Origin of the sequence: Sphingosinicella ginsenosidimutans (assembly GCF_007995055.1) — a bacterium.
Classification (GTDB): Bacteria; Pseudomonadota; Alphaproteobacteria; order Sphingomonadales; family Sphingomonadaceae; genus Allosphingosinicella; species Allosphingosinicella ginsenosidimutans.
Genome location: NZ_VOQQ01000001.1, coordinates 1,846,546 through 1,868,904, shown reverse-complemented (window position 1 = coordinate 1,868,904; position 22,359 = coordinate 1,846,546). Strand labels below are relative to the sequence as shown.

The window sequence follows — 22,359 nt, the reverse complement described above, 5'->3', positions numbered from 1 at the left end:
TGCTGCGGACAGGCCTGGGCCGGGAAGGCGAGTATACGTCGATCACCTTGCCGACCAAATCGAGGCCGAGTGCCTATCGGAATATCGGCCATCGGTCCTGTTCGTCGGGCCTGGGGCCTCTTGGACAAGGCCGCTCGGATCGCCATCTTGGCTGCAACGAGCAAGGAACGGAGGAATCCGCAATGACAGAGTATCGCAAGGACGAGGCCGCCATCTCGAAGCTGACCCCCGAACAATATCGCGTGACCCAGCAGGCGGGCACGGAGCGGCCGGGCACCGGCGAGTATCTCCACAACAAGGCCGCCGGCATCTATGTCGACATCGTGTCGGGCGAGCCGCTTTTCGCCTCGTCCGACAAATATGAATCGGGCTGCGGCTGGCCGAGCTTCACCAAGCCGATCGAGCCCGCCAATGTCGCCGAGCTCAATGACCTTTCGCACGGCATGGTCCGCACCGAGGTGCGCTCGAAGCACGGCGACAGTCATCTCGGCCATGTGTTCGAGGACGGGCCGGCCGACCGCGGCGGCCTCCGCTACTGCATCAACTCCGCCTCGCTGCGCTTCGTGCCGAAGGAGGAGATGGAGGCGCAGGGTTACGGCGCCTATCTCGACCAGGTCGAAGACGTCGCCTGATCGCCGAACCGGCGCGCCGCGTCATTCGTGGCGCAGCGCGTCGATCGGGTTGAGCGCCGCCGCCCGCCGGGCGGGGAAATAGCCGAAGACGATCCCGATCAGCGCCGAAACGCTGAACGCCAGCAGGTTGACCTGCGGATCGAACAGGAACGGCACCTGGATGATCGGCGCCAGGATGAAGGTCGCGATCAGCGCCAGCAGGATGCCGATCAGACCGCCCAGGCAGGCAAGCACCGTCGCTTCGACCAGGAACTGCATCAGCACCTCGTTGGCGACCGCGCCGATGGCCAGGCGGATGCCGATCTCGCGCGTCCGTTCCGTCACCGACACCAGCATGATGTTCATGATGCCGATGCCGCCGACGATCAGGCTGACCGCGGCGACCGCGCCCATCACGGTGGTCAGGATCTTCGTCGTGCCCTGCAGCGTCTCGGATATCTGCTTGGTGTCGAAGATGTTGAAATTGTCGTCCGCTCCGGGCGCGATATGCCGGCGCTCGCGAAGCAGGCTGCTCAGCGAATCCTGGACCGACTGGCTGTCATAGCTGTCGTCGACGGCGACCATGATGAAGCGGATGTTGCGATTGCCGGTGAAGCGGCGCTGGACCGCCTTGATCGGCATCAGGACGACATCGTCCTGGTCCTGGAAACCGCCCTGCCCGCGCGAGGCGAGGACGCCGATCACCTCGCACGACACGTTGGACACGCGCAGGCGCTGGCCCACCGGATCCTCGCCCTGGAACAGGTTCTGCTGCACGGTCGTGCCGATCACGCAGACGGCCTTGCCGGCCTGCTCCTCGGCCGCGTTCCAGACGCGCCCCTCGGTCACGTTCCATTGCTGCGCGACGAAGAATTGCGCGGTCGTGCCGTTGATCGTGGTCGACCAGTTCTGCGCGTTGTGGACGGCGACGCCCGAGCTTTGCGCCTGCGGAGCGACGGCGCGCACGCCCGCCACCTGCTCCTGGATCGCGGTCACGTCGTCCATGTCGAAATCGGGCGCCTGCGGCCCGCCGCCGCCGCGGCCGAATCCCTGGCCGGGCCGGATCTGGAGGATGTTGGCGCCGAGGCTGGAAATCTGTTCGGCGACAGCGGCGGTCGCGCCGTTGCCGAGCGTCACCATCGTCACCACCGCGGCGACGCCGATGACGATGCCGAGGACGGTGAGAAAGGACCGGAGCAGGTGGCGCCGGATCTCGCGCACGGCGAGGATGATCGTGGTGAAGAACATCAGCGGGCCCTGTGCGGATTGGTCTCGATCCGCTCGACCAGGCCGTCGCGGAAATGGACAAGGGTGTGGGCGAAATCCGCCATGTCCGGCTCGTGCGTGACCATGATGACGGTGATGTTGCTGTCGCGGTTGAGGCTGGAGAGCAGCTCCATGATCTCCACCGAACGCTGGCTGTCGAGATTGCCGGTCGGCTCGTCGGCGAGCAGCACGTCGGGATTGGTGACGATCGCGCGGGCGATGGCGACGCGTTGCTGCTGGCCGCCGGACAGTTCGGCGGGCGTGTGATCCCACCAGTCGGCGAGGCCGACCTTGTCGAGCGCGGCCATGCCCGCCTCGCGCCGCGCCGCCTTGTCCTCGCCGCGATAGAGGAGCGGCAGCTCGACATTTTCGAGCGCGCTGGTGCGGGCGAGCAGGTTGAAGCCCTGGAAGACGAAGCCGAGATAGCGCCGCCGCAGCAGCGCGCGCTGGTCGCGGTCGAGGCTTTCGACCGGGATGCCCTTGAACAGGAAGGTGCCGGACGACGGCACGTCGAGACAGCCGAGGATGTTCATCGTCGTCGACTTGCCCGATCCCGACGCGCCCATCACCGCGACGAAATCGCCGCGCGCGACATCGAGGTCGATCCCCTTCAGGGCCTGGAAGGCGGTCTGCCCGCTGCCATAGGTCTTCGTGACCTTGCGCAGCGAGATGATCGGATCATCCGCCATTGGGCCCGCCGCCGCCGCCGCGCCGCTGCCCGCCGCCGCCCGCCGGGGTCGCGGCCTGGTCGCCACCCTGGCCGTTGCCCCGTCGGCGATTGCCGCCGCCCTTGCGCGAGCTCTGGCCGGCGGCGAGGCGCGAGGTGATGACCTCCATGCCCTCGCGAAGATCCCCGCCGGTGATCTCGGTCTCGGCCCCGTTGGTCTCCCCGACGACGACGCTGACCGGGCTCGGCGTGCCGTCCGCGCCGAGGACATAGACGGTCTGGCGGCTGCCCCGGCCGATCGTCGCCTCGCGCGCCGGGCGGTTGCCCATGCCGCGCCGTCCGCCGCGCGGGATCAGAACGCTGGTCACGCCGCTGCGCCCGCCGCCGGCGGCCGCATCCCGCCCGGGCGAGAAGCGGAGCGCGGCATTGGGGACCAGCAGGACGTTCTGGCGCTCGGTGGTGACGATGTCCGCGGTCGCGGTCATGCCCGGGCGCAGGATCAGCTCCGGATTCTGCACCGCGAGCACCGCCGTATAGGCGACCACGCCAGCCGCGCCGGAGGCGGCGCTGGTGCCGGTGCTGGTCGTCGCATTGGTGGCGTTGGCGCCGACGTCGATCCGCGTCACCGTCGCCGGGAAGGTCCGCCCCGGATAGGCATCGACGGTGAACGTCGCGCGCTGGCCGGCCCGGACCTGGCCGACATCGGCCTCGTCCACCTTCACCTCCAGCTTCATCTGGGAAAGATCCTCGGCGATGGTGAACAGCACCGGCGCCTGGAACGAGGCGGCGACCGTCTGGCCCGGATCGATCTGGCGCGAAAGGACGACGCCGGTGACCGGCGAGTAGATGGTCGCCTTGGACAGATTGGTCTGCGCGGAAGCGAGCTGGGCGCGCGCGGTCTGCACGTTCGCCGAGGCCGAGCGGACCGCGGCCTGCTGCCGCCGGTTTTCCGCGCGCGCCGCATCGAGCTCCGTCTCGGAGGGGACGCGGTGGTTGGAGACGCGCCACACCTCTTCCTGCCGCGCGAGATCGGCGCGCGCCTGGGCGGCGGACGCCTCGGCGGTGGCGACGCCCGCCTGCGCCGCGGCCAGCCCGGCCTGCGCCTGCGTCACCGCATCCTGGAGCCGCGATGTATCGAGCCGGGCGAGCGGCTGCCCGCGCGTCACCCGATCATTATTGTCGACGAAGACCTGGGTGATGATGCCCGATTGCTCCGATCCGACCTCGACCTGGTTGGTCGGCGCGAGATTGCCGGTCGCGGAGACCGACACGGTGAGATTGCCGCGGGTCGCCTTTTCGGTCGCATAGCCCGCTTCGCCTTCGCCGGCGAAGCAGCGCGAAAGGAGCAGCAGCACGGCGACGAGGATCACCGCGCCGACGATCGTGGTCGGCCGGCGCCACCAGGGGCGCCGCGGCGGCGCGCCGAGAAACTCGTCGAGCGTTTCGTTGTCGGGCTTTTGTCCGCCAGTCGCGGTCGTATCGGTCATCAGCGGCTTTCCGTCTGGGGTTCGGCGTCGCGGGCCGTGGGAGGAGAATCGATCGGCGTCCAGCCGCCGCCGAGCGCCTGATAGAGCTGGACGAGCGCGCTCGATTCGGCGGCGCGGCTGTTGGCGAGGCCGTCGCGCGCGGAGAGCAGCGCATTTTCGGTCTGGAGCAGCGACTGGAAGTCGATCAGGCCGGAGCGATATTGGGTCCGGGCCAGGATGGCGCTGTTGTTCGCGGCATCGAGCGCGATCGTGAACTGGGCCTCCCGCTGTTTGGCGGCATTGAGCGCGGCGAGCGCATTCTCGACGTCCTCGAGCGCGGTCAGCACCGACTGACGGTAGGTGGCGAGCGCCGCATCGGCCGCGGCGCGCTGCGAACGGACCTGCGAGCGCAGCGACCCGCCGTCGAACAGCGTCTGGCTCAACGAGCCGAGCAGCCCGCCGGTGATCGCATCGAACAGGCCGCCGAGCGAGAAGGCGCTGGTCCCGATATTCCCGCTGAGGCGAAGCTGTGGATAGAGCTGCGCCTCCGCCACCCCGATCCGCGCCGTTGCGGAGGCGAGACCGCGTTCGGCGGCGCGTACGTCGGGCCGCTGGCGCAGCGTATCGGCCGGGATGCCGGCCGCGACACCGTCCGGGCCGCGCGGCACCGGCCTGGTGGCCGCCATCTCGCCGATCAGCGCCTGGGGCGCGCGGCCGGTGAGGACACCGAGCCGGTAGACCGAGGCGGAATAGGATTGTTCGAGGTTCGGGATCGAAGCGGCGGTCTGCGCGCGGGAGGCGCGCGCCTGTTCGGAATCGAGCGACGAGGCCAGCCCGGCCTGCACGCGCCACTGGCTGATCTGCAGATTGTCGTCCGCGATCCGCAGCGTATCGCGGGCGATCGCAAGGCGCTCCTGAGTCAGCCGCGCGTCAATATAATTGGCGGCGACCTCCGCGGCGATCGCGACGCGCGTCGCCTCGCGATTGTAGAAGGCGCCCTGGGCATCCGCGCCGGCCGCCTCGACGCCCCGCCTGATGCCGCCGAACAGGTCGGCCTGCCACGACGCATCGGCGCCGAGGCTGAAGCTGGTTCGATCGTTGCCGGCGCCGACGTCGCGGCCGACGCTTGCGCTCGCGCCGGCGTTCGGGAGCTGGTTCGCCCGCGCCTGCACCAGCGCCTCGCGAGCCTGGACGAGCCGGGCCTGGGCGACCGCGATGTCGAGATTGCCGGCGCTCGCCTCGTCGATCAGGCGGGTCATCAGCGGATCGTCGAACCGCTCCCACCAGCGCGACAGATCGGCCGGCTCCGTCGTCGCGCCCGTCGGCCCGGCATAGGCCTCCGGCACCTGCAGCGACGCCGCCGCGGGAGGCCGATAGTCGGGACCGACGGTGCAGCCCGCGAGGGCGAGCACGCAAAACGGGGCAGCGAGCTTCATCATCCTGCCCCTAGTCCTTCGTGCCTGTCGCGCAAGTTTGTCCCCCGTATGATGGCTTTGTAACGAATTGTCGCGAAATCCGATCCGCCGCCGTATCAATCGAGACGCCACGTCAGGCTTTGGGCAAGCGGAGTCCACAGGCCGGTCCGCACCCCCGCCGCCCGCAGCGCGCGCCCCGTCCACTCGTTGCAGGTGAGGATGAAGGAATAGCCGCCGACGGCTTCGTAGAATGCGTCGTCATCGCCATAGCCGCGCCCCGCGACCGGGATGGTGCGCCCGGCGGCATCGCGCCGGAAGCGCGGGCGGATGAAGGCGACGAGGCGGCGATATTCCGCCGGCCTCAGCTTGATCGGCCGCTGCCATTCATCGGGCTCGGGATTGTGGACATGCTCGACATGGAGCAGGCTCGGCCCCCGGCCGAACAGCGCCAGCGCCGCGGTGCGGGGAGACAGGTCGCCCCAGGTCGGCGTGTTCAGGTAGAAATCGCGATTGCCATAGCCGATCGCGACATAATTGGCGTTGCCCCAGCGCGGATCGCGAAGATCCTCCGCCGGCGCATAGGGGCGCCAATCCATATAGGCGTTGGTCCGCGGCATCATGATCCAGGTGTGGACGCCGTTGCTCCGCACGTAGATGGTGATGCCCTGCGCCGGCGGGTTCCAGGCGACATTGGCCGGCACCAGCCCGAGAAGGAGCGCGGCGCCCAGATAGGCGGCAGGGACCGCGACGATCCCGAGCAGGACCCGCAGCAGCAACCGACCAATGGCTCGCCCCGTCATCGCACGAGGCTAGGGCATCCGGTCATGATCGGGCAACGGGCGTGACGAAGTGGATTTCGTCATTGTCGGGAACAGCCGCCGATCATTGAGCGCGGGCCCTAGCCCACCTCCTGACAGCGCACCCGCCAGCTGCGTCCGGCATAGTCGAGCAGCCCCACATAATCGTCGCCGGCGCGCCGTCTGGCGTCGAGCCGGGCGAGGCGCGCCCCGGACCCGGCGGCGACGATATCGAGCGACAGCCGGTTGGCGTCGATCCAGGATTGCGCGATCGTCGGGGCGCCGGCGCCGACACCGGTGATGAAGGCCGGACCGCCCTGGACCAGCCGGGCCTGGAAGATGCCGTCATCGCCGATCGAGAGCGCGAGCGCCGGCCCGTCGGTCGGGTTGATCGTCGATCGGCACAGGATCGTCCCGGTCGCGATGGCGGGAGAGGCGGCGGCGAACAGGATCGCGGCGATGCAGCTTGCGAGTTTCATGGGAAAGAGGATAGCAGCGCGCCACGAATTTGCGATGAACGATCCGACCACCATCCGCCGGCTCTACGGCCGCTCCAAGGGCCGCCCGCTGCGGGCCGGCCAGTCCGAGCTCGTCGATCGGCTGCTGCCGCAGCTCGCGGTGCCGGACGAGGGCCCGATCGACAGCCGGAGCCTGTTCGGCGACGATCGCCCGCTTCATTTCGAAATCGGCTTCGGCGCCGGCGAGCATCTGGCCTATCGCGCGGACCTGCTTCCCGATCACGGCTTCATCGGCGCCGAGCCGTTCCTCAACGGCGTCGCCGCGGCGCTCGGCCATGTCCGCGATCGCGGGCTCGGCAATGTCCGGCTGCACATGGGCGACGCGCTGGGCGTCATGGAGCGATTGCCCGAGGCCAGCCTCACCTTCGTCTACCTGCTCCATCCCGATCCCTGGCCGAAGGCGCGGCACGCCAAGCGGCGGATGGTCAATCCTGGCCCGCTCGACCTGATCGCAAGGAAGCTCAGGCCCGGCGGGGAGCTTCGCATCGGCACCGACGATCCGACCTATTGCCGCTGGACGATGATGGTGATGGATGGCCGCCGCGATTTCGAATGGCTGGCGGAAAGCGCGCGGGACTTCCTCACCCGCCCCGGCGGCTGGCCCGAGACGCGCTACGAGGCGAAGGCACGACGCGAGGGGCGCGAGGTCTGGTATTTCCGATATCGCCGGAATTGAGGTAGAACGTCGCCTGACCTGACCGGGGGCGATCATGGCGACACTCAGCGTCTGCGACAATCCGGCCTGCGCCGTCACCGTCGAGGAGAAGCGGGACATCTGCCCCAAATGTGGCGGGCCGATGCGTCGGGTGGGCGATTCGCCGGCGCGCGGGATCGTGCTGCTGATCACCGGCCTGTTCCTGCTGGGCGCGGGCGGGGCGCTCTCGCTCTTTCTCGGGCCGATGATGCTCAATCCCGATCCGGCGCGATTCACCGGCTCGCCGGCGCAGGGACGGCTTTTCTTCTCGCTGTTCGTGCTGGTCGCGCTGATGGGCCTCGCCGGGCTCGGCAACGGCATCCATCTGATGAGGACCGGGCAGCAGAGCGGCCTGCTCAAGATCGTGACGCTGGCCCTCGGCGCGATTCTGGTGCTGATGGCGGTCTACATCATCGTCGCGATGCCCAAGTCCGCCTGAGCGAGCCTTCAGTCAGCGCGGCGTCAGGCGGAAAAGCCGCCCACCGCCGCTGCGCCCGCCATCCTCGACCAGGAAGACCGATCCATCCGGCGCCTGCGCGACATCGCGCACCCGCATGCCGAGATTCCACTGGTCCGCCTTGCGCGCGCCGGCGCCACGCACCTCCACGCGCACCAGCGCCTCACCCGACAGCGCGCCGAGCAGGGCCGAGCCGCGCCAGGCCGGGAACATGCGCCCGCTGTAGAAGATGAGGCCGGACGGCGAGATCGACGGCACCCAGGAGAGGACCGGCGCGGTGAGATCGGGCCGGGTCGAATGATCGGGGATCGCGACGCCGTCATAATTCTCGCCCTCGGAGACGAGCGGCCACCCGTAATTGCGGCCGGGCTCGATCAGGTTGAACTCGTCGCCGCCGCGCGGGCCCATCTCATGCTCCCACAGCCGGCCGTCCGGCGCGAAGGCGAGGCCGTAGGGGTTGCGGTGGCCCATCGACCAGGTTTCGGCGGGCGTAAGGTTCGGCCCAGGCAGGGAGAGGGTCCGCGCCGGTGCCGTCCGTGCCGCGACCGTGTCGCGCGGCGGATCGGTGACCTGGACCATGGTCGCGCCGGTGCGCCCGGCCCCCGGATTGCCCGGCGGGGGCGCGCCGTCGAGCGTCAGACGCAGGATCTTGCCGACCGCCTGGTTCGGATCCTGCGCGGGCGTGAAGCGCTGGCGCTCGCCGGAGCTCAGGAACAGGAAGCGGCCGTCGGGCGAAAAGGCGATGATCCCGCCGAACTGGCCGCCCCGCCCGCGCGGCAGCTGCCGCCAGAGCACGCGGAAATCCTCAAGCCGCGCGGCGCCATCCGCCTCGACCAGCCGGCCGCGGCCCAGCGCAAGCCCGCTGCCGCCCCCCTCGTTCTCGGCGCCCGGCTCCGAATAGCTCAGATAGACGTTGCGGCTGCGCGCGAAATCGGGGGCGAGCGCGACATCGAGCATCCCGCCCTGCCCGCCGAAGGCGACCGCGGGCACGCCGGCGACGTCCACCGTCTCCCCGCCCGAGCGCCAGATCTTGAGACCGCCGCTCTTCTCGGTCACGAGCGCCCGCCCATCGGCCATGAAGGCGATTGCCCAGGGCTGCTCGAACCGGCCGACCTCGGCCATCCGGAACGGCCGCTCATCCCCTTGCGCCGCGACGGGCCCACCACCGCCGCACGCGGCGAGGAGGAGGATCGACAAGAGGAACGGCTTCAGTCGGGTCATAGCGCAGATCCTGTAATGTGGGTTGAAAGCGACGGCGCCTTGAAGGTTCATATCATTTGCCAGAGACGGGATGTCCCATGCACGATGCACAAGGGGGGAAGCAATCGACGCTTGCCCGGCCGGCGCGCCTTCCTTATATGTCCGTCACCTTCCTCGACATCGTCACACATGTTGAGGCCGGTCCCGGGGTCGGGGCCGGCGCGAGGAGGATATGTTTTCTGGAGAGCGTGGTTGGCCGATATTGCCGCCCTGACGAGGATCATCGAGCCCGAGGTGAAGGCCGAGGGCTTCGATCTCGTGCGCGTGATGATGATCGGCGGGAAGGACGATCCGACGCTCCAGGTGATGGCCGAGCGGCCCGACACGCGCCAGCTCGACCTCGCCGATTGCGAGCGGCTTTCGCGGCGGCTTTCGGACGTGCTCGACAGCGCCGATCCGATCGAGGAGGCCTATCGCCTCGAGGTGAGCTCGCCGGGGATAGACCGGCCGCTGACCCGTTTGAAGGATTTCGAGGACTGGAAGGGCCATGAGGCCCGGCTCAGCCTGGTCGAGAAACAGGCGGACGGCCGCCGCGACTATCGCGGCGCGCTGATCGGCGCTGAGGGCGACGAGGTCGTCATCGACGCCGCCGGCCTCGGCCCGACCCGCATTCCCTTTGCCGCGCTCCGTTCGGCCAAGCTTGTCTTGACGGACCGGCTGATCGCCGCCACCGCGCCGCTCGACACCGAGGGCGCCGACGAAATATTGGAAGGACAGGACTGACTGCCATGGCCACCACCGCTCCCAACCCGGCCGCGCCCGGCGCGATCTCCGCCAACAAGGCCGAGCTCATCGCCATCGCCGACGCCGTTGCGCGCGAGAAGCTCATTGACCGGATGATCGTGATCGAGGCGATGGAGGACGCGATCCAGCGCTCCGCCCGCGCCCGTTACGGCGCCGAGAACGATATCCGCGCCAAGCTCGATCCGACCACCGGCGATCTTCGCCTGTGGCGCGTCGTCGAGGTCGTCGAGGCGGTCGAGGATTATTTCAAGCAGGTCAGCCTCGAGGATGCCGAGAAGCTCCAGCCCGGCGCCAAGCTCGGCGACTTCATCGTCGATCCGCTGCCGCCCATCGAGTTCGGCCGCATCGCCGCCCAGGCCGCCAAGCAGGTCATCTTCCAGAAGGTCCGCGATGCCGAGCGCGAGCGGCAATATGAGGAATTCAAGGACCGCGCGAACGAGATCATCACCGGCGTCGTCAAGCGCGTCGAATTCGGCCATGTCGTCGTCGATCTCGGCCGCGCCGAGGGCGTGATCCGCCGCGACCAGCAGATCCCGCGCGAACTGCTTCGCGTCGGCGATCGGGTGCGCTCGATCATCCTCAACGTGCGCCGCGAGAACCGGGGGCCGCAGATCTTCCTGAGCCGCGCGCATCCCGAGTTCATGAAGAAGCTGTTCGCGCAGGAAGTGCCGGAAATCTATGACGGCATCATCGAGATCAAGGCCGCCGCCCGCGATCCTGGCAGCCGCGCCAAGATCGGCGTGCTCAGCCATGACAGCTCGATCGATCCGGTCGGCGCCTGCGTCGGCATGAAGGGCAGCCGCGTCCAGGCCGTCGTCCAGGAGCTCCAGGGCGAGAAGATCGACATCATCCCCTGGAGCCAGGATCTCGCCACCTTCGTCGTCAACGCGCTGCAGCCGGCGACCGTCAGCCGCGTCGTCATCGACGAGGAGGAGGACCGGATCGAGGTCGTCGTTCCCGACGACCAGCTGTCGCTCGCCATCGGCCGGCGGGGCCAGAATGTCCGGCTCGCCAGCCAGCTCACCGCCAAGGGCATCGACATCATGACCGAGGCGGATTCGAGCGAGAAGCGCCAGCGCGAGTTCATGGAGCGCTCGCAGATGTTCCAGGACGAGCTGGACGTCGACGAGACGCTCGCCCAGCTGCTCGTTGCCGAGGGCTTCGGCGCGCTGGAAGAGGTCGCCTATGTCGAGGCCGAGGAGCTTTCGACGATCGAGGGCTTCGACGAGGAGCTCGCCGCCGAGCTGCAGAACCGCGCCGCCGAGGCGCTGGAGCGGCGCGAGGCGGCCGCGCGCGAGGAGCGCCGCGGACTCGGCGTCGACGATGCTCTGGCCGAAATGCCCTATCTCACCGAGCAGATGCTCGTGACGCTCGGCAAGGCGGGGATCAAGACGCTCGACGATCTCGCCGATCTCGCCACCGACGAGCTGATCGCCAAGAAGCGTCCGGAGCCGCGGCGCCGGGCCGACAGCCCGCCCCACCCGCGCAGCGAGGAAAATCGCGGCGGCGTGCTCGGCGAATATGGCCTGACCGAGGAGCAGGGCAACGAGATCATCATGGCCGCCCGCGCTCACTGGTTCGAGGATGAAGGGGAGGACGCGGTTGCGGAAACTCCCCAATGAGACGCTAACCGGCGATCGCCATACGCCCGAGCGCAAGTGCATCCTGAGCGGCGAACATGCCGCCCGGGATGATCTTGTGCGCCTCGCGCTCTCGCCGGACGGCGAGATCGCGCCCGATGTCCGCGCCCGGGCGCCGGGCCGCGGCGCGTGGATCGGCGTCGACCGACCGACGCTCGAGGCGGCGCAGGCCAAGGGCAGGCTGAGGGGCGCGCTCGCCCGCGCGTTCAAGACGAACGACGTCGCCGTTCCCGCCGATCTCGGCGCGCGGATCGAGGCGGCGCTTCGGCAGGCCGCGCTCGATCGGCTGGGGCTCGAGGCGCGGGCCGGCCATCTGGTGCTGGGCAGCGAGAAGATCGAGGTCGCGGCGCGACGCGGCGACGTCGTCCTGCTCCTCCATGCCGCCGATGCCAGCGCGGAGGGGCGGCGCAAGCTCGATCAGGCCTTCCGGGTCGGCGCGGGCGAGGAAGGCAGCGGCCGGCAGGGACTGGTTTTGCCGGTGCCGCGCACCATATTGTCATTGGCGCTGGGACGCGAAAATGTGGTACACATCGCCATCGTGGATCGCGCCGCGGCCGCGCGCGTGACGCACGCGCTTCGGCGGTGGCGCGCTTTTATCGGACGGGATGCTGCGCTAGAGGCCGCTTCGGCGGAAGCGGCCGGTGCGCCCGAAATGAATTTGAACGAAGGAATTTAAGTGAGCGATTCGACGGACAAGCCGAAACTCGGGACGCGGGCGCCTTTGGGCCTCAAGCGCACGGTCGAGACGGGCAAGGTGAAGCAGAGCTTCAGCCACGGCCGGTCGAACACCGTCGTCGTCGAGGTGAAGAAGCGCCGCATCCTTGGCCGTCCCGAAGCCGAGGCGCCCGCGCCGCCGCCGCCGGCTCCCGAGCCGGCCCCGGTCGCGCGCGCGCCGCAGCCTGCGCCGAAGCCGTCGGCGCGGCCGATCGACGATGCCGCCGCCCGCCGCGAGCGCCAGGCCCAGCTGCTTCGCGAGGCCGAGGAAGCCCGGCTCGCCGCCGCCGAGGAGGCGCGCCGGCGCGAGGAGCAGCAGGCGCGCGCCGCGACCGAGGAGGAAAAGCGTCGCGCCGAGGAAAATCGCCGCGCCGAGGAGGAGGCCCGGGCCCAGGCCGAGGCGGAGGCCCGGCGCGCCGCCGAGGAGCCGACCCAGCCGCAGCCCGAGGCGGCGCCCGCCGCGCCCGAAGCCGCCGGCGAGGAAACCGCGCGGAGCGCCCATGCGCGCCCGCCGCGCCAGGTCTTCACGCCGATCAAGCGGCCCGAGCCGCCGCGTCCGGCGCGTGGCCGCGAGGATCATCGCCGCGAGCGCGGCAAGCTCACCGTCACCCGCGCGCTCGACGACAGCGGCGATGCCCGCGCCCGATCGCTCGCCGCGCTGAAGCGTGCGCGCGAGAAGGAAAAGCGCGCCCACATGCAGTCCGGCCCGTCCGCCAAGCAGGTGCGCGACGTGGTGGTTCCGGAAACGATCACCGTGGGCGAGCTCGCCATCCGCATGGCGGAGCGCGGCGCGGACCTGGTGAAGGCGCTGTTCAAGATGGGCATGCCCGTCACCGTCAACCAGTCGATCGACCAGGACACGGCCGAACTGCTGGTCACCGAGTTCGGCCACAACATCAAGCGCGTCAGCGAGAGCGACGTCGATATCCAGACCGACCATGACGTCGACGCTCCGGAGACGCTGAAGCCGCGTCCGCCGGTGGTCACGATCATGGGCCATGTCGATCACGGCAAGACGAGCCTGCTCGACGCGATCCGCGGCGCGAATGTCGTCTCCGGCGAAGCCGGCGGCATCACGCAGCATATCGGCGCCTATCAGGTCACGCTGCCGTCGAAGGACAAGATCACCTTCCTCGACACGCCCGGGCACGAGGCGTTCACGGAAATGCGTGCGCGCGGCGCGAACGTCACCGACATCGTCATCCTGGTGGTGGCGGCCGACGACGGCCTTCGCCCGCAGACGATCGAGGCGATCAACCATACCAAGGCGGCCGGCGTGCCGATGATCGTCGCGATCAACAAGATCGACAAGTCGGGCGCCAATCCGCAGAAGGTGCGCGAGGAGCTGCTCCAGCACGAGATCGTCGTCGAGGAGATGGGCGGCGAGGTCCAGGACGTCGAGGTTTCGGCGCTCAAGAAGACCAATCTCGACAAGCTGCTCGAGGCGATCAGCCTCCAGGCGGAAATCCTCGAGCTCAAGGCCAATCCGGATCGTGCCGCGGAAGGCGCGGTGGTCGAGGCGAAGCTCGACAAGGGCCGCGGCCCGCTCGCCACCGTGCTCGTGCAGCGCGGCACGCTGAAGGTGGGCGACATCTTCGTCGCCGGCCCGATCTCCGGCAAGGTCCGCGCGATGATCGACGATCATGGCCGCCAGGTGAAGGAGGCGGGCCCAAGCTTCCCGGTCGAGGTGCTCGGCCTCTCCGGCGTGCCTTCGGCCGGTGACACGCTGACGGTGGTCGAGAACGAGGCGCGCGCCCGCGAGGTCGCCGCCTATCGCCAGGGCGTCATCGACCGCAAGCGCACGACCAGCGCGCCGGCGAGCTTCGACACGATGTTCTCCGCGCTGAAGGAGAAGCAGGCGGTCGAATTCCCGCTCGTCATCAAGGGCGACGTGCAGGGCTCGGTCGAGGCGATCGTCAACGCGGTCAACAAGATCTCGAACGAGGATATCCGCGCGCGGGTGCTCCACGCCGGCGTCGGCGGCATCACCGAAAGCGACGTCATCCTGGCGGGGGCTTCGGGCGCGCCGATCATCGGCTTCAACGTCCGCGCCAACGCAAAGGCGCGCGAGATCGCCGAGCGGCAGGGCGTCGCGATGCAATATTACGACGTAATCTACGATCTCACCGACGCGGTGAAATCGGCGATGGCCGGCAAGATCGGCCCGCTGATCGTCGAAAATGTCGTCGGCCGCGCCGAAGTCCGCGAGGTCTTCTCGGCGGGCAAGCACGGCAAGGCGGCCGGCCTGCTCGTCACCGAAGGCTATATCCGCAAGGCGCTGAAGGCGCGCATCATGCGCGACGACGTGATCATCTACAACGGATCGATCGCCTCGCTCCGGCGCTTCAAGGACGACGTGGCCGAAGTCCGCGCCGGCCTGGAATGCGGCGTCACCTTCGAGAACACGACCGACATCAAGGCCGGCGATTTCGTCGAGACCTACGAGGTCGAGGAGCGCGAGCGGACGTTGTAGCGCCGGGATCGACCGGCTAGGCTGGCTCTGGATGGCACGCCACAACGAAACCCCGGAAGGCCGCTCGGTGCGCCTGCTTCGCGTCGGCGAGCAGGTGCGCCATGCGCTTTCGGACATCCTGATGCGCGGCGAGGTTCACGATCCCACCCTCGCCGGCCACAGCGTCTCGATCACCGAAGTCCGCATGTCGCCCGACCTGCGCCACGCGACCGCCTTCGTCATGCCGCTGCTCGGCGGCGACGCCGATGCGGTGCTCAAGGCGCTTCGCACCAACACCGCCTTCCTGCAGAGCGAGGTCGCGCGGCGCGTGAACACCAAATATGCGGCCCGGCTCAAATTCCTGCTCGACGAGAGCTTCGACGAAGGCAGCCATATCGATGCGCTTCTCCGATCGCCCAAGGTGGCGCAGGATCTGGGCGATGCGGACTAGAGCCGCCCTTTGCGCCCTCTTGCTCCTCGCCGCGCCGGCCGGGGCGCAGCAGGGGACCGACGATCCCCACGCGGTGATCGCGGCGGTGCTCGCCCAGGAGGTTGCGGCCCGGGGCCAGGAGAATGCCGCCGAAACCTGCGTGTCCGAAGGCCTTGCCGGGGTCCCGCTCGCGCCGGACGGAGACGATCCGATGGCGCCCGGCGGCGCGGTTCGGATCCGGCCCCAATGGCATGTCCTGCCGGCGCCGGCCAGCGCGCGGCCGGCCTATACGCCCCCGGCTCCCGGTGAGCGGCGGCGCCGGCGGCCGCGGCCCGAACCGGTGCCGCCGCCGACGCCGCTCGCGGCCGATCTGGCGGCGCGCCTCGATACGCTCTGGCGGGAGGCGACCGACCCGGGCCGGCCGATGCCCCCCGCCCGCGGGATCGCGGCGAGCGACGTGCCTTCGCCGCTCCACCTCCAGCGGCCCAGCGACGATTGCGCGCTGCTCACCCTGTCCGCGCCCGTCTTTGCGGGCGATGCGGCCTTCATCGAGATCGCCTATCAATGCGGGTCGGTCTGCGGCAACGGGAACCTCTACGCGCTCGAACGGCGCGCGGGCCGGTGGGAGATCGTCGGCATCGCCGACACCTGGATTCGTTGAGCGCGCTCGGCGATGCGATGGCGGACGGCGCTGTCCGCCTCTGCCCGATGACCGAGGCGCATCGTGCCGCGCTCAAGGCCGCCTGCGCCGAGGATCCGGCGATCTGGCCGATCTATTCGGTCTCCTACGATCCCGGTCATTTCGACGCGGCCTTCGATGCGCTGATGGCCCGCGCCGATGCCCGGCGGTTCGCGGTCTTCGCCGGCGACCGGCTGGTCGGGATGACCTGCTATCTCGGCATCGACGAGGGGCGCGGCGCGCTGGAGATCGGCAACACCTATTACACGCCCGATCTGCGCGGGACCGGGCTCAACCGCGGCGTGAAGCACCTGATGCTCGCCCGCGCGTTCGATTGCGGTTTTCGGCGGGTCGAGTTCCGGGTCGATGCCCGCAACAGCCGTTCGCAGGCCGCGCTCGCCAGGCTCGGCGCCGTCCGCGAGGGCGTGATCCGGGCCGACCGGATCACCTGGACCGGCCATGTGCGCGACACCGTCCTGTTTTCGATCCTCGCCGCCGAATGGCCGCGCTCAGCCACGGTTCAGGGATGAATCGCTAGCCGCGCGCACACGCTCAACATTGGAGGACCCGCCATGATTCGTCCGGCCCTGATCGCTCTTGCCGTCACCGCTGCGGCGCCGGCCCTCGCGACGCCGCCGGATCGGCACGAGGTCACCATCCCGCGCATGTCGCACTATCTCGAATGGCAGGCGGAAAGCCCAACTTCCCTGTTCATCCGCGCCGATACCGGCCGCTGGTATCGGGTGCAGACCGAAGCACCCTGCCCGCGGCTGATGCAGCGGCCGCAGATCCGGTTCATCGCCTCGCCGGGCGATCGTTTCGATCATGCCAGCGCGATCCGCGTCGACAGCTGGCGCTGCCAGGTCGCGAGCATCACCGAATCGGGAACGCCGCCGCACGCGCCGCACCAGCGCCCGCTGCACCGCCGCTGACGCGCCCTTCCCAAGCGCGGCCGCGGCGCTAGAACCAACGCCGTGGCCAAGCTCTATTTCTACTACGCCTCCATGAATGCGGGGAAATCGACCACCCTGCTGCAGGCGGATTTCAACTATCGCGAACGCGGCATGGAGACCATGTTGTGGACGGCGGCGCTCGACGATCGTGCCGGGATCGGCGCGATCGCCTCTCGCATCGGCCTCAGGACCGGCGCGCGGCTCTACGATGCCCGCACCGACATCCGCCACGAGGTCGAGGAGGAGCTGAAGAAGCGGCCGCTCCACTGCATCCTGGTCGACGAGGCGCAGTTTCTGAGCCGGGCCCATGTCGTCCAGCTCTGCTCGATCTGCGACGAGCTCGACATCCCGGTCCTCGCCTATGGCCTCAGGACCGATTTCCAGGCCAATCTGTTCGAGGGCAGCGCGAACCTGCTCGCGCTCGCCGATTCGCTGGTGGAGCTCAAGGGTATCTGCCATTGCGGGCGCAAGGCGACGATGAACCTGCGCGTCGATGCGGAGGGCAATGCGGTCGCCGAGGGGGCGTCGGTCGAGGTGGGCGGCAACGAAAGATATGTGTCGCTCTGTCGCCGGCATTTCATGGACAAGCTGGCCGAGGGCAGCGGCGAGCAATTGCGGCTGGCGCTGACGCGAGCTGCTGCGGGGGAAATCGAGTGAACATGCGTGGCTTTTCGTGGTTCGCCGTGCCGTTTGCGCTGTGGTCGGTGGCGGCTGGAGCCCAATCGGTGCCGCGCGCGGTCATCCAGGATCCCCCCCGCGACGCGGCGGCGCCGGCGGACATGGCGTCCTTCGTCATTCCGAGCGGCGACGGCGCGATGAACGCCGTTTTCTACCTCGCATCCGGGACGCAGCCGCACCCGACGCTGCTCCTGCTCCACGGCTTTCCGGGCAACGAACAGAATCTCGATCTCGCGCAGGCGGCGCGGCGCGCCGGGTGGAACGTGCTGACGCTTCACTATCGCGGCTCATGGGGCAGTTCCGGCGCCTTTTCCTTCGCAAATGCGGTCGAGGACAGCCGCGCCGCCCTCGCCTTCCTGCGCCGGCCCGAGACGATCGCGCACTACCGGATCGATCCGCGCCGGATCGCGCTTGCCGGGCACAGCATGGGCGGGTTCATGGCCGCGCAGGCCGCCGATGCGGATGTGATCGGCACCGCGCTGATCGATGCGTGGAATATCGGCGGGGAGCGCGCGGCGATCGCCGATCCGGCCTATCGCCAGCGGCTCATCGACGAGGAGCTGGCCGGGGACATACCGCCGCTCGCCGGCACCAGCGTCGAGGCGATTCTCGCGGAAATCTCCGCGTCCGGCCCGGAGCTCGATCTCACGGCGAGGCTGCCGGCGCTGGCACGACGGCCGCTGCTGATCATCGGAGCGCGCACCGGCAATGGCGCGGAGTCGGCCGATTATGCACGGCGCGCACGCGACGCGGGGGGCCGGGCGGTGGCCAGCGAGATCATGGACACCGACCACAGCTTTTCCGATCATCGGATCGCGCTCGCCGCGGCCCTTATCAACTGGCTGGAGTCGCTGCCGCATTGAACCGGCGGCAGGAACGCCTATCTGACGGGAAACCGGGGGACGCAATCGATGGTCAACGCGCTTTTCACCGCCTTCGCGCTCATCGCCACGGGGCAGGTCAGGCTGCCGCCCGTGCCGACCGATCTTGCCCCGCCGCCGCCGATCCGCCGTCCGGACGATCGCCGCCAAGGCTGACAGCGCCGCGCGCCGCCGCTAAGCGCGCCGGATGAACGGCTGGCTCATCCTCGACAAGCCCGTGGGACTCGGCTCGACCCAGGCGGTCGGCGCGGTGAAGCGCGCGCTGCGCGAGGGCGGCTACCCGAAGGTGAAGGTCGGCCATGGCGGGACGCTCGATCCGCTGGCGAGCGGGGTGCTGCCCGTGGCGCTCGGCGAGGCGACCAAGCTTTCGGGCCGGATGCTCGACAGCGACAAGGCTTATGACTTCACGATCGCCTTCGGGACCGAAACCGATACGCTGGACGCGGAAGGGACCGTCGTCGCGACGTCGGACAACCGCCCGACCCGGACCGGGATCGAGGCGGTCCTCCCCCGCTTCACCGGACCGATCGAGCAGGTGCCGCCGGCCTATTCGGCGCTGAAGGTGGGTGGCGAGCGGGCCTATGATCTGGCGCGCGCAGGCAAGGCGGTCGAACTGGCGAGCCGCCACGTGACGGTGCGCCAGCTCGCAATCCTCGCCGGTGGGGCGAGGGAGGAGGGCGGCCACCGGGGCGGGGCGGGTCTCCAGGCCCCCTCCACCAGCTGCGCCGGTCCCCCTCCCCGTTGCGGGGAGGAACTGGCGGCGGTCACGCTCGCGGCCCATGTCTCCAAGGGCACCTATATCCGCTCCCTCGCCCGCGACATCGCCCATGCCCTTGATACGGTCGGCCACGTCACCATGTTGAGACGGACCAGGGCCGGCCCGTTCGGGCTCGATTCCGCGATTTCGCTGGACAAATTGAGCGAAGCCGCTAAGGCGCGCAGCCTTGAAGACTATCTCCTGCCGCTGACGGCGGGGCTGGACGACATCCCGGCTCTACCCGTCACCCCGGATCAGGCAGGGGCGCTCCGCCAGGGGCGAATATTGACCGGGATCGCCGCACAGCCGGGGCTCCATCTTGCGACCGACAACGACGTTCCGGTCGCGCTGGTGGAGTTGAGCGGAGACGGGCTCCGCGTGGTGCGTGGCTTCAACCTGTAACGACAAAGGAATGAAACGATGTCGGTGACCGCCGAACGCAAGCAGGACATCATCAAGGACAACGCCCAGACCAAGGGCGATACGGGCAGCCCCGAGGTGCAGGTCGCGATCCTCACCGAGCGCATCGCCAACCTGACCGAGCATTTCAAGACGCACGCCAAGGACAATCATTCGCGCCGCGGCCTGCTTATGCTCGTCAACAAGCGCCGTTCGCTGCTCGACTATCTGAAGCGCAAGGACGAAGCGCGCTACACCGCACTCATCGCGAAGCTCGGCCTTCGCAAGTAAGCATGGAGCGGCCCCGACGGGGCCGCTTCGTTTATCCGGCGCCCGCAATCCGGCGGGGCCGGAGACGGACCGTTGGGGTCCGAACCGGCGGGCGATCCGGCCCGCATCAGAGGCCCCCACGGCATAGGGTCGCGGGAGTTTAAGGAAAAACCATGTTCGATACGAAGAAAGTTGAAATCGAGTGGGGCGGAAAGACCCTCTCCCTCGAAACGGGCCGCGTTGCCCGCCAGGCCGACGGGGCGGTGCTCGCCACCCTCGGCGAAACCGTGGTGCTTTGCGCCGTCACGGCCGCGAAGTCGGTCAAGGAAGGGCAGGACTTCTTCCCGCTGACCGTCCACTACCAGGAAAAATTCTCGTCGGCCGGGCGCATCCCGGGCGGCTTCTTCAAGCGGGAGCGCGGCGCGACCGAAAAGGAAACGCTGACCAGCCGCCTCATCGACCGGCCGGTGCGGCCGCTCTTCCCGGAGGGCTTCTACAACGAGATCAACGTGATCTGTCAGGTCTTCTCCTATGACGGGGAGAACGAGCCGGACATCCTCGCGATGATCGCGGCCTCGGCGGCGCTCACCATTTCGGGCGTTCCCTTCATGGGTCCAATCGGCGCGGCGCGCGTCGGCTACAAGGACGGCGAATATCTGCTGAACCCGACGCTCGACCAGCTCAAGGAGGGCGAGCTCGATCTCGTCGTCGCCGCCACCCAGAACGCGGTGATGATGGTCGAATCAGAAGCCAAGGAGCTTTCGGAGGAAACGATGCTCGGCGCGGTCATGTTCGCGCATGACGCGAGCCGCAAGGTGATCGACGCGATCATCAGCCTCGCCGAAAAGGCCGCGAAGGATCCGTGGGAGCTCGACCAGGGCGACGACAACAGCGCGATCAAGGCCCGCCTCAAGGACCTGATCGGCAAGGACATCGCCGCCGCCTACAAGCTGACCAACAAGTCGGCCCGCGCGGACGCGCTCAACGCCGCCCGCGCCAAGGCGAAGGAGGCCTTCGCCGGCGAGGACCCGCAGACCCAGATGGTCGCGATCAAGCAGGTCAAGAAGCTCGAGGCCGAAATCGTCCGCACCGCCATCCTGAAGGACGGCGCGCGCATCGACGGGCGCACCACCACCCAGATCCGCCCGATCGAGGCGATGGTCGGCTTCCTGCCGCGCACCCATGGTTCGGCGCTGTTCACCCGGGGCGAGACCCAGGCGATCTGCACGACCACGCTCGGCACCAAGGAATCCGAGCAGATGATCGACGGGCTCGTCGGCCTCTCCTACGAGCGCTTCATGCTCCACTACAATTTCCCGCCTTATTCGGTGGGCGAGGTCGGCCGCTTCGGCGCGCCGGGCCGTCGTGAAGTGGGCCATGGCAAGCTCGCCTGGCGGGCGCTGCACCCGGTGCTGCCCAGCCATGACGAGTTCCCCTACACGATCCGCGTCCTGTCCGACATCACCGAGTCCAACGGCTCCTCGTCGATGGCGACGGTGTGCGGCGGCTGCCTCAGCATGATGGATGCGGGCGTGCCGATCGCGCGGCCGGTGTCCGGCATCGCGATGGGCCTGATCCTGGAAGGCAAGGAGTTCGCGATCCTTTCCGACATCCTCGGCGACGAGGATCATCTCGGCGACATGGACTTCAAGGTCGCCGGCACGGAGAAGGGCATCACCTCGCTCCAGATGGACATCAAGGTCGCCGGCATCACCGAGGAGATCATGAAGGCCGCGCTCGCCCAGGCGAAGGACGGCCGCGCCCATATCCTCGGCGAAATGTCGAAGGCGCTCGGCGAGAGCCGGCACGAGCTGTCGGCCCACGCGCCGCGGATCGAGACGATGCAGATCGCCAAGGAGAAGATCCGCGACGTCATCGGCACCGGCGGCAAGGTGATCCGCGAGATCGTCGCCACCACCGGCGCCAAGGTCGATATCGACGACGAGGGCGTGATCAAGATTAGCTCGTCGGACCTGTCGCAGATCGAGGCGGCCCGCAAGTGGATCCAGGGCATCGTTGAGGAGCCCGAGGTCGGCAAGATCTACAGCGGCAAGGTCGTCAACATCGTCGATTTCGGCGCGTTCGTGAACTTCATGGGCGGCAAAGACGGTCTCGTCCACGTCTCGGAGATCAAGAACGAGCGGGTCGAGAATGTCCGCGACGCCCTGTCCGAAGGCCAGGAAGTGAAGGTCAAGGTCCTCGAGATCGATCCGCGCGGCAAGGTCCGCCTGTCGATGCGCGTCGTCGATCAGGAGACCGGCGAGGAGCTGGAGGACACCCGTCCCCCGCGCGAGGAGCGCCCGAGGGGCGAGCGCGGCGATCGTGGCCCGCGTCGTGACGGCGAAGGCCGTGGCGACCGCGGCGGACGCGGCGATCGTGGCCGGGGCGGCCGTGACCGCGGACCGCGCCGCGACGGCGAGCGTTCGGACCGCGGCGAAGGCCGCGGCGATCGCGGCCCGCGCCGCGAGCGTGAGGGCGGCGGCGACGACAACGGGCCCGAGCCCGAATTCGCGCCGGCCTTCCTGACCCGCGACGACGACTGATCGTCACCGGCCCCGGTGAACGCCGGGTCCGGACGAAACGAGAAGCCCCGCCAGCGATGGCGGGGCTT

General features: G+C 69.0%; 24 protein-coding genes. 17 read left to right on the top strand and 7 right to left on the bottom strand.

Annotated features, from left to right (window positions below; all coding sequences use genetic code 11):
- The first annotated feature begins 182 nt into the window (after window positions 1-182).
- Window positions 183-632, top strand: a complete 450-nt coding sequence (gene msrB, locus FRZ32_RS09455) for a peptide-methionine (R)-S-oxide reductase MsrB (RefSeq protein WP_147043270.1) — start codon at window positions 183-185, stop codon at window positions 630-632.
- Window positions 633-653: 21 nt separating this feature from the next.
- Here the strand turns inward: msrB and FRZ32_RS09450 are convergent, their stop codons facing one another.
- The 6 genes from FRZ32_RS09450 to FRZ32_RS09425 form a co-directional block, all read right to left on the bottom strand.
- Entirely contained in the window at window positions 654-1,859 is a 1,206-nt protein-coding gene (locus FRZ32_RS09450) for an ABC transporter permease (RefSeq protein ID WP_147043269.1), read from the bottom strand.
- Window positions 1,859-2,566, bottom strand: a complete 708-nt coding sequence (locus tag FRZ32_RS09445) for an ABC transporter ATP-binding protein (protein ID WP_147043268.1) — start codon at window positions 2,564-2,566, stop codon at window positions 1,859-1,861. The genes FRZ32_RS09450 and FRZ32_RS09445 overlap by 1 nt, the downstream gene beginning before the upstream one ends.
- A complete protein-coding gene (locus FRZ32_RS09440; protein WP_147043267.1) occupies window positions 2,556-4,031 on the bottom strand; it encodes an efflux RND transporter periplasmic adaptor subunit in 1,476 nt (491 codons plus the stop codon). The genes FRZ32_RS09445 and FRZ32_RS09440 overlap by 11 nt, the downstream gene beginning before the upstream one ends.
- Window positions 4,031-5,449, bottom strand: coding sequence for an efflux transporter outer membrane subunit (locus FRZ32_RS09435; RefSeq protein WP_147043266.1), 1,419 nt, complete (start codon window positions 5,447-5,449; stop codon window positions 4,031-4,033). Before FRZ32_RS09435 ends, FRZ32_RS09440 begins: the two co-directional genes overlap by 1 nt.
- A 92-nt stretch (window positions 5,450-5,541) precedes the next feature.
- Entirely contained in the window at window positions 5,542-6,225 is a 684-nt protein-coding gene (locus FRZ32_RS09430; RefSeq protein WP_147043265.1) for a TIGR02117 family protein, read from the bottom strand.
- A 98-nt stretch (window positions 6,226-6,323) separates the two neighbouring features.
- Window positions 6,324-6,701, bottom strand: a complete 378-nt coding sequence (locus FRZ32_RS09425; protein WP_147043264.1) for a hypothetical protein — start codon at window positions 6,699-6,701, stop codon at window positions 6,324-6,326.
- A gap of 34 nt (window positions 6,702-6,735) precedes the next feature.
- On the opposite strand from FRZ32_RS09425, the gene trmB reads away from it, so the two are divergent.
- The gene (trmB, locus tag FRZ32_RS09420; RefSeq protein WP_147043263.1) at window positions 6,736-7,416 is read left to right on the top strand and encodes a tRNA (guanine(46)-N(7))-methyltransferase TrmB; all 681 of its coding nucleotides are present in this window, start codon (window positions 6,736-6,738) and stop codon (window positions 7,414-7,416) included.
- 34 nt (window positions 7,417-7,450) lie between these two features.
- Window positions 7,451-7,873: a DUF1129 domain-containing protein gene (locus tag FRZ32_RS09415; RefSeq protein ID WP_147043262.1), complete on the top strand. Its 423-nt coding sequence runs from the start codon at window positions 7,451-7,453 to the stop codon at window positions 7,871-7,873.
- Window positions 7,874-7,885: 12 nt separating this feature from the next.
- Here the strand turns inward: FRZ32_RS09415 and FRZ32_RS09410 are convergent, their stop codons facing one another.
- Window positions 7,886-9,112 (bottom strand): PQQ-dependent sugar dehydrogenase, encoded by a 1,227-nt coding sequence (locus FRZ32_RS09410; protein ID WP_147043261.1) that lies wholly within the window; start codon window positions 9,110-9,112, stop codon window positions 7,886-7,888.
- A gap of 231 nt (window positions 9,113-9,343) precedes the next feature.
- Between FRZ32_RS09410 and rimP the strand changes: the two genes are divergently transcribed.
- The 14 genes from rimP to pnp all read left to right on the top strand — a co-directional run bounded on the left by rimP (window position 9,344) and on the right by pnp (window position 22,291).
- Window positions 9,344-9,874 carry a ribosome maturation protein RimP gene (rimP, locus tag FRZ32_RS09405; RefSeq protein ID WP_147043260.1) on the top strand — a complete coding sequence of 177 codons (531 nt, stop codon included), beginning with the start codon at window positions 9,344-9,346 and terminating at the stop codon, window positions 9,872-9,874.
- A 5-nt stretch (window positions 9,875-9,879) separates the two neighbouring features.
- Window positions 9,880-11,517 carry a transcription termination factor NusA gene (gene nusA, locus FRZ32_RS09400; RefSeq protein WP_147043259.1) on the top strand — a complete coding sequence of 546 codons (1,638 nt, stop codon included), beginning with the start codon at window positions 9,880-9,882 and terminating at the stop codon, window positions 11,515-11,517.
- Window positions 11,480-12,211 (top strand): DUF448 domain-containing protein, encoded by a 732-nt coding sequence (locus FRZ32_RS09395; protein ID WP_147043258.1) that lies wholly within the window; start codon window positions 11,480-11,482, stop codon window positions 12,209-12,211. The genes nusA and FRZ32_RS09395 overlap by 38 nt, the downstream gene beginning before the upstream one ends.
- Window positions 12,212-14,722, top strand: a complete 2,511-nt coding sequence (infB, locus tag FRZ32_RS09390; RefSeq protein ID WP_147043257.1) for a translation initiation factor IF-2 — start codon at window positions 12,212-12,214, stop codon at window positions 14,720-14,722. It abuts the gene before it with no gap.
- A gap of 31 nt (window positions 14,723-14,753) precedes the next feature.
- A complete protein-coding gene (gene rbfA / locus FRZ32_RS09385; RefSeq protein WP_147043256.1) occupies window positions 14,754-15,152 on the top strand; it encodes a 30S ribosome-binding factor RbfA in 399 nt (132 codons plus the stop codon).
- On the top strand, window positions 15,142-15,792 hold the full coding sequence (locus FRZ32_RS09380) for a hypothetical protein (RefSeq protein WP_147043255.1): 651 nt from the start codon (window positions 15,142-15,144) through the stop codon (window positions 15,790-15,792). Before rbfA ends, FRZ32_RS09380 begins: the two co-directional genes overlap by 11 nt.
- A complete protein-coding gene (locus FRZ32_RS09375) occupies window positions 15,789-16,340 on the top strand; it encodes a GNAT family N-acetyltransferase (RefSeq protein ID WP_341536580.1) in 552 nt (183 codons plus the stop codon). The genes FRZ32_RS09380 and FRZ32_RS09375 overlap by 4 nt, the downstream gene beginning before the upstream one ends.
- A 42-nt stretch (window positions 16,341-16,382) precedes the next feature.
- Window positions 16,383-16,742: a hypothetical protein gene (locus FRZ32_RS09370; protein ID WP_147043254.1), complete on the top strand. Its 360-nt coding sequence runs from the start codon at window positions 16,383-16,385 to the stop codon at window positions 16,740-16,742.
- 42 nt (window positions 16,743-16,784) lie between these two features.
- A complete protein-coding gene (locus FRZ32_RS09365; protein WP_147043253.1) occupies window positions 16,785-17,420 on the top strand; it encodes a thymidine kinase in 636 nt (211 codons plus the stop codon).
- Window positions 17,421-17,422: 2 nt separating this feature from the next.
- Entirely contained in the window at window positions 17,423-18,304 is an 882-nt protein-coding gene (locus FRZ32_RS09360) for an alpha/beta hydrolase family protein (RefSeq protein ID WP_147043252.1), read from the top strand.
- A gap of 48 nt (window positions 18,305-18,352) precedes the next feature.
- The gene (locus FRZ32_RS15665) at window positions 18,353-18,478 is read left to right on the top strand and encodes a hypothetical protein (RefSeq protein ID WP_279379222.1); all 126 of its coding nucleotides are present in this window, start codon (window positions 18,353-18,355) and stop codon (window positions 18,476-18,478) included.
- A gap of 31 nt (window positions 18,479-18,509) precedes the next feature.
- Entirely contained in the window at window positions 18,510-19,481 is a 972-nt protein-coding gene (gene truB, locus FRZ32_RS09355; RefSeq protein WP_147043251.1) for a tRNA pseudouridine(55) synthase TruB, read from the top strand.
- A gap of 18 nt (window positions 19,482-19,499) precedes the next feature.
- Window positions 19,500-19,769 carry a 30S ribosomal protein S15 gene (rpsO, locus tag FRZ32_RS09350; RefSeq protein WP_147043250.1) on the top strand — a complete coding sequence of 90 codons (270 nt, stop codon included), beginning with the start codon at window positions 19,500-19,502 and terminating at the stop codon, window positions 19,767-19,769.
- 152 nt (window positions 19,770-19,921) lie between these two features.
- On the top strand, window positions 19,922-22,291 hold the full coding sequence (pnp, locus tag FRZ32_RS09345; protein WP_147043249.1) for a polyribonucleotide nucleotidyltransferase: 2,370 nt from the start codon (window positions 19,922-19,924) through the stop codon (window positions 22,289-22,291).
- Window positions 22,292-22,359 lie beyond the last annotated feature (68 nt).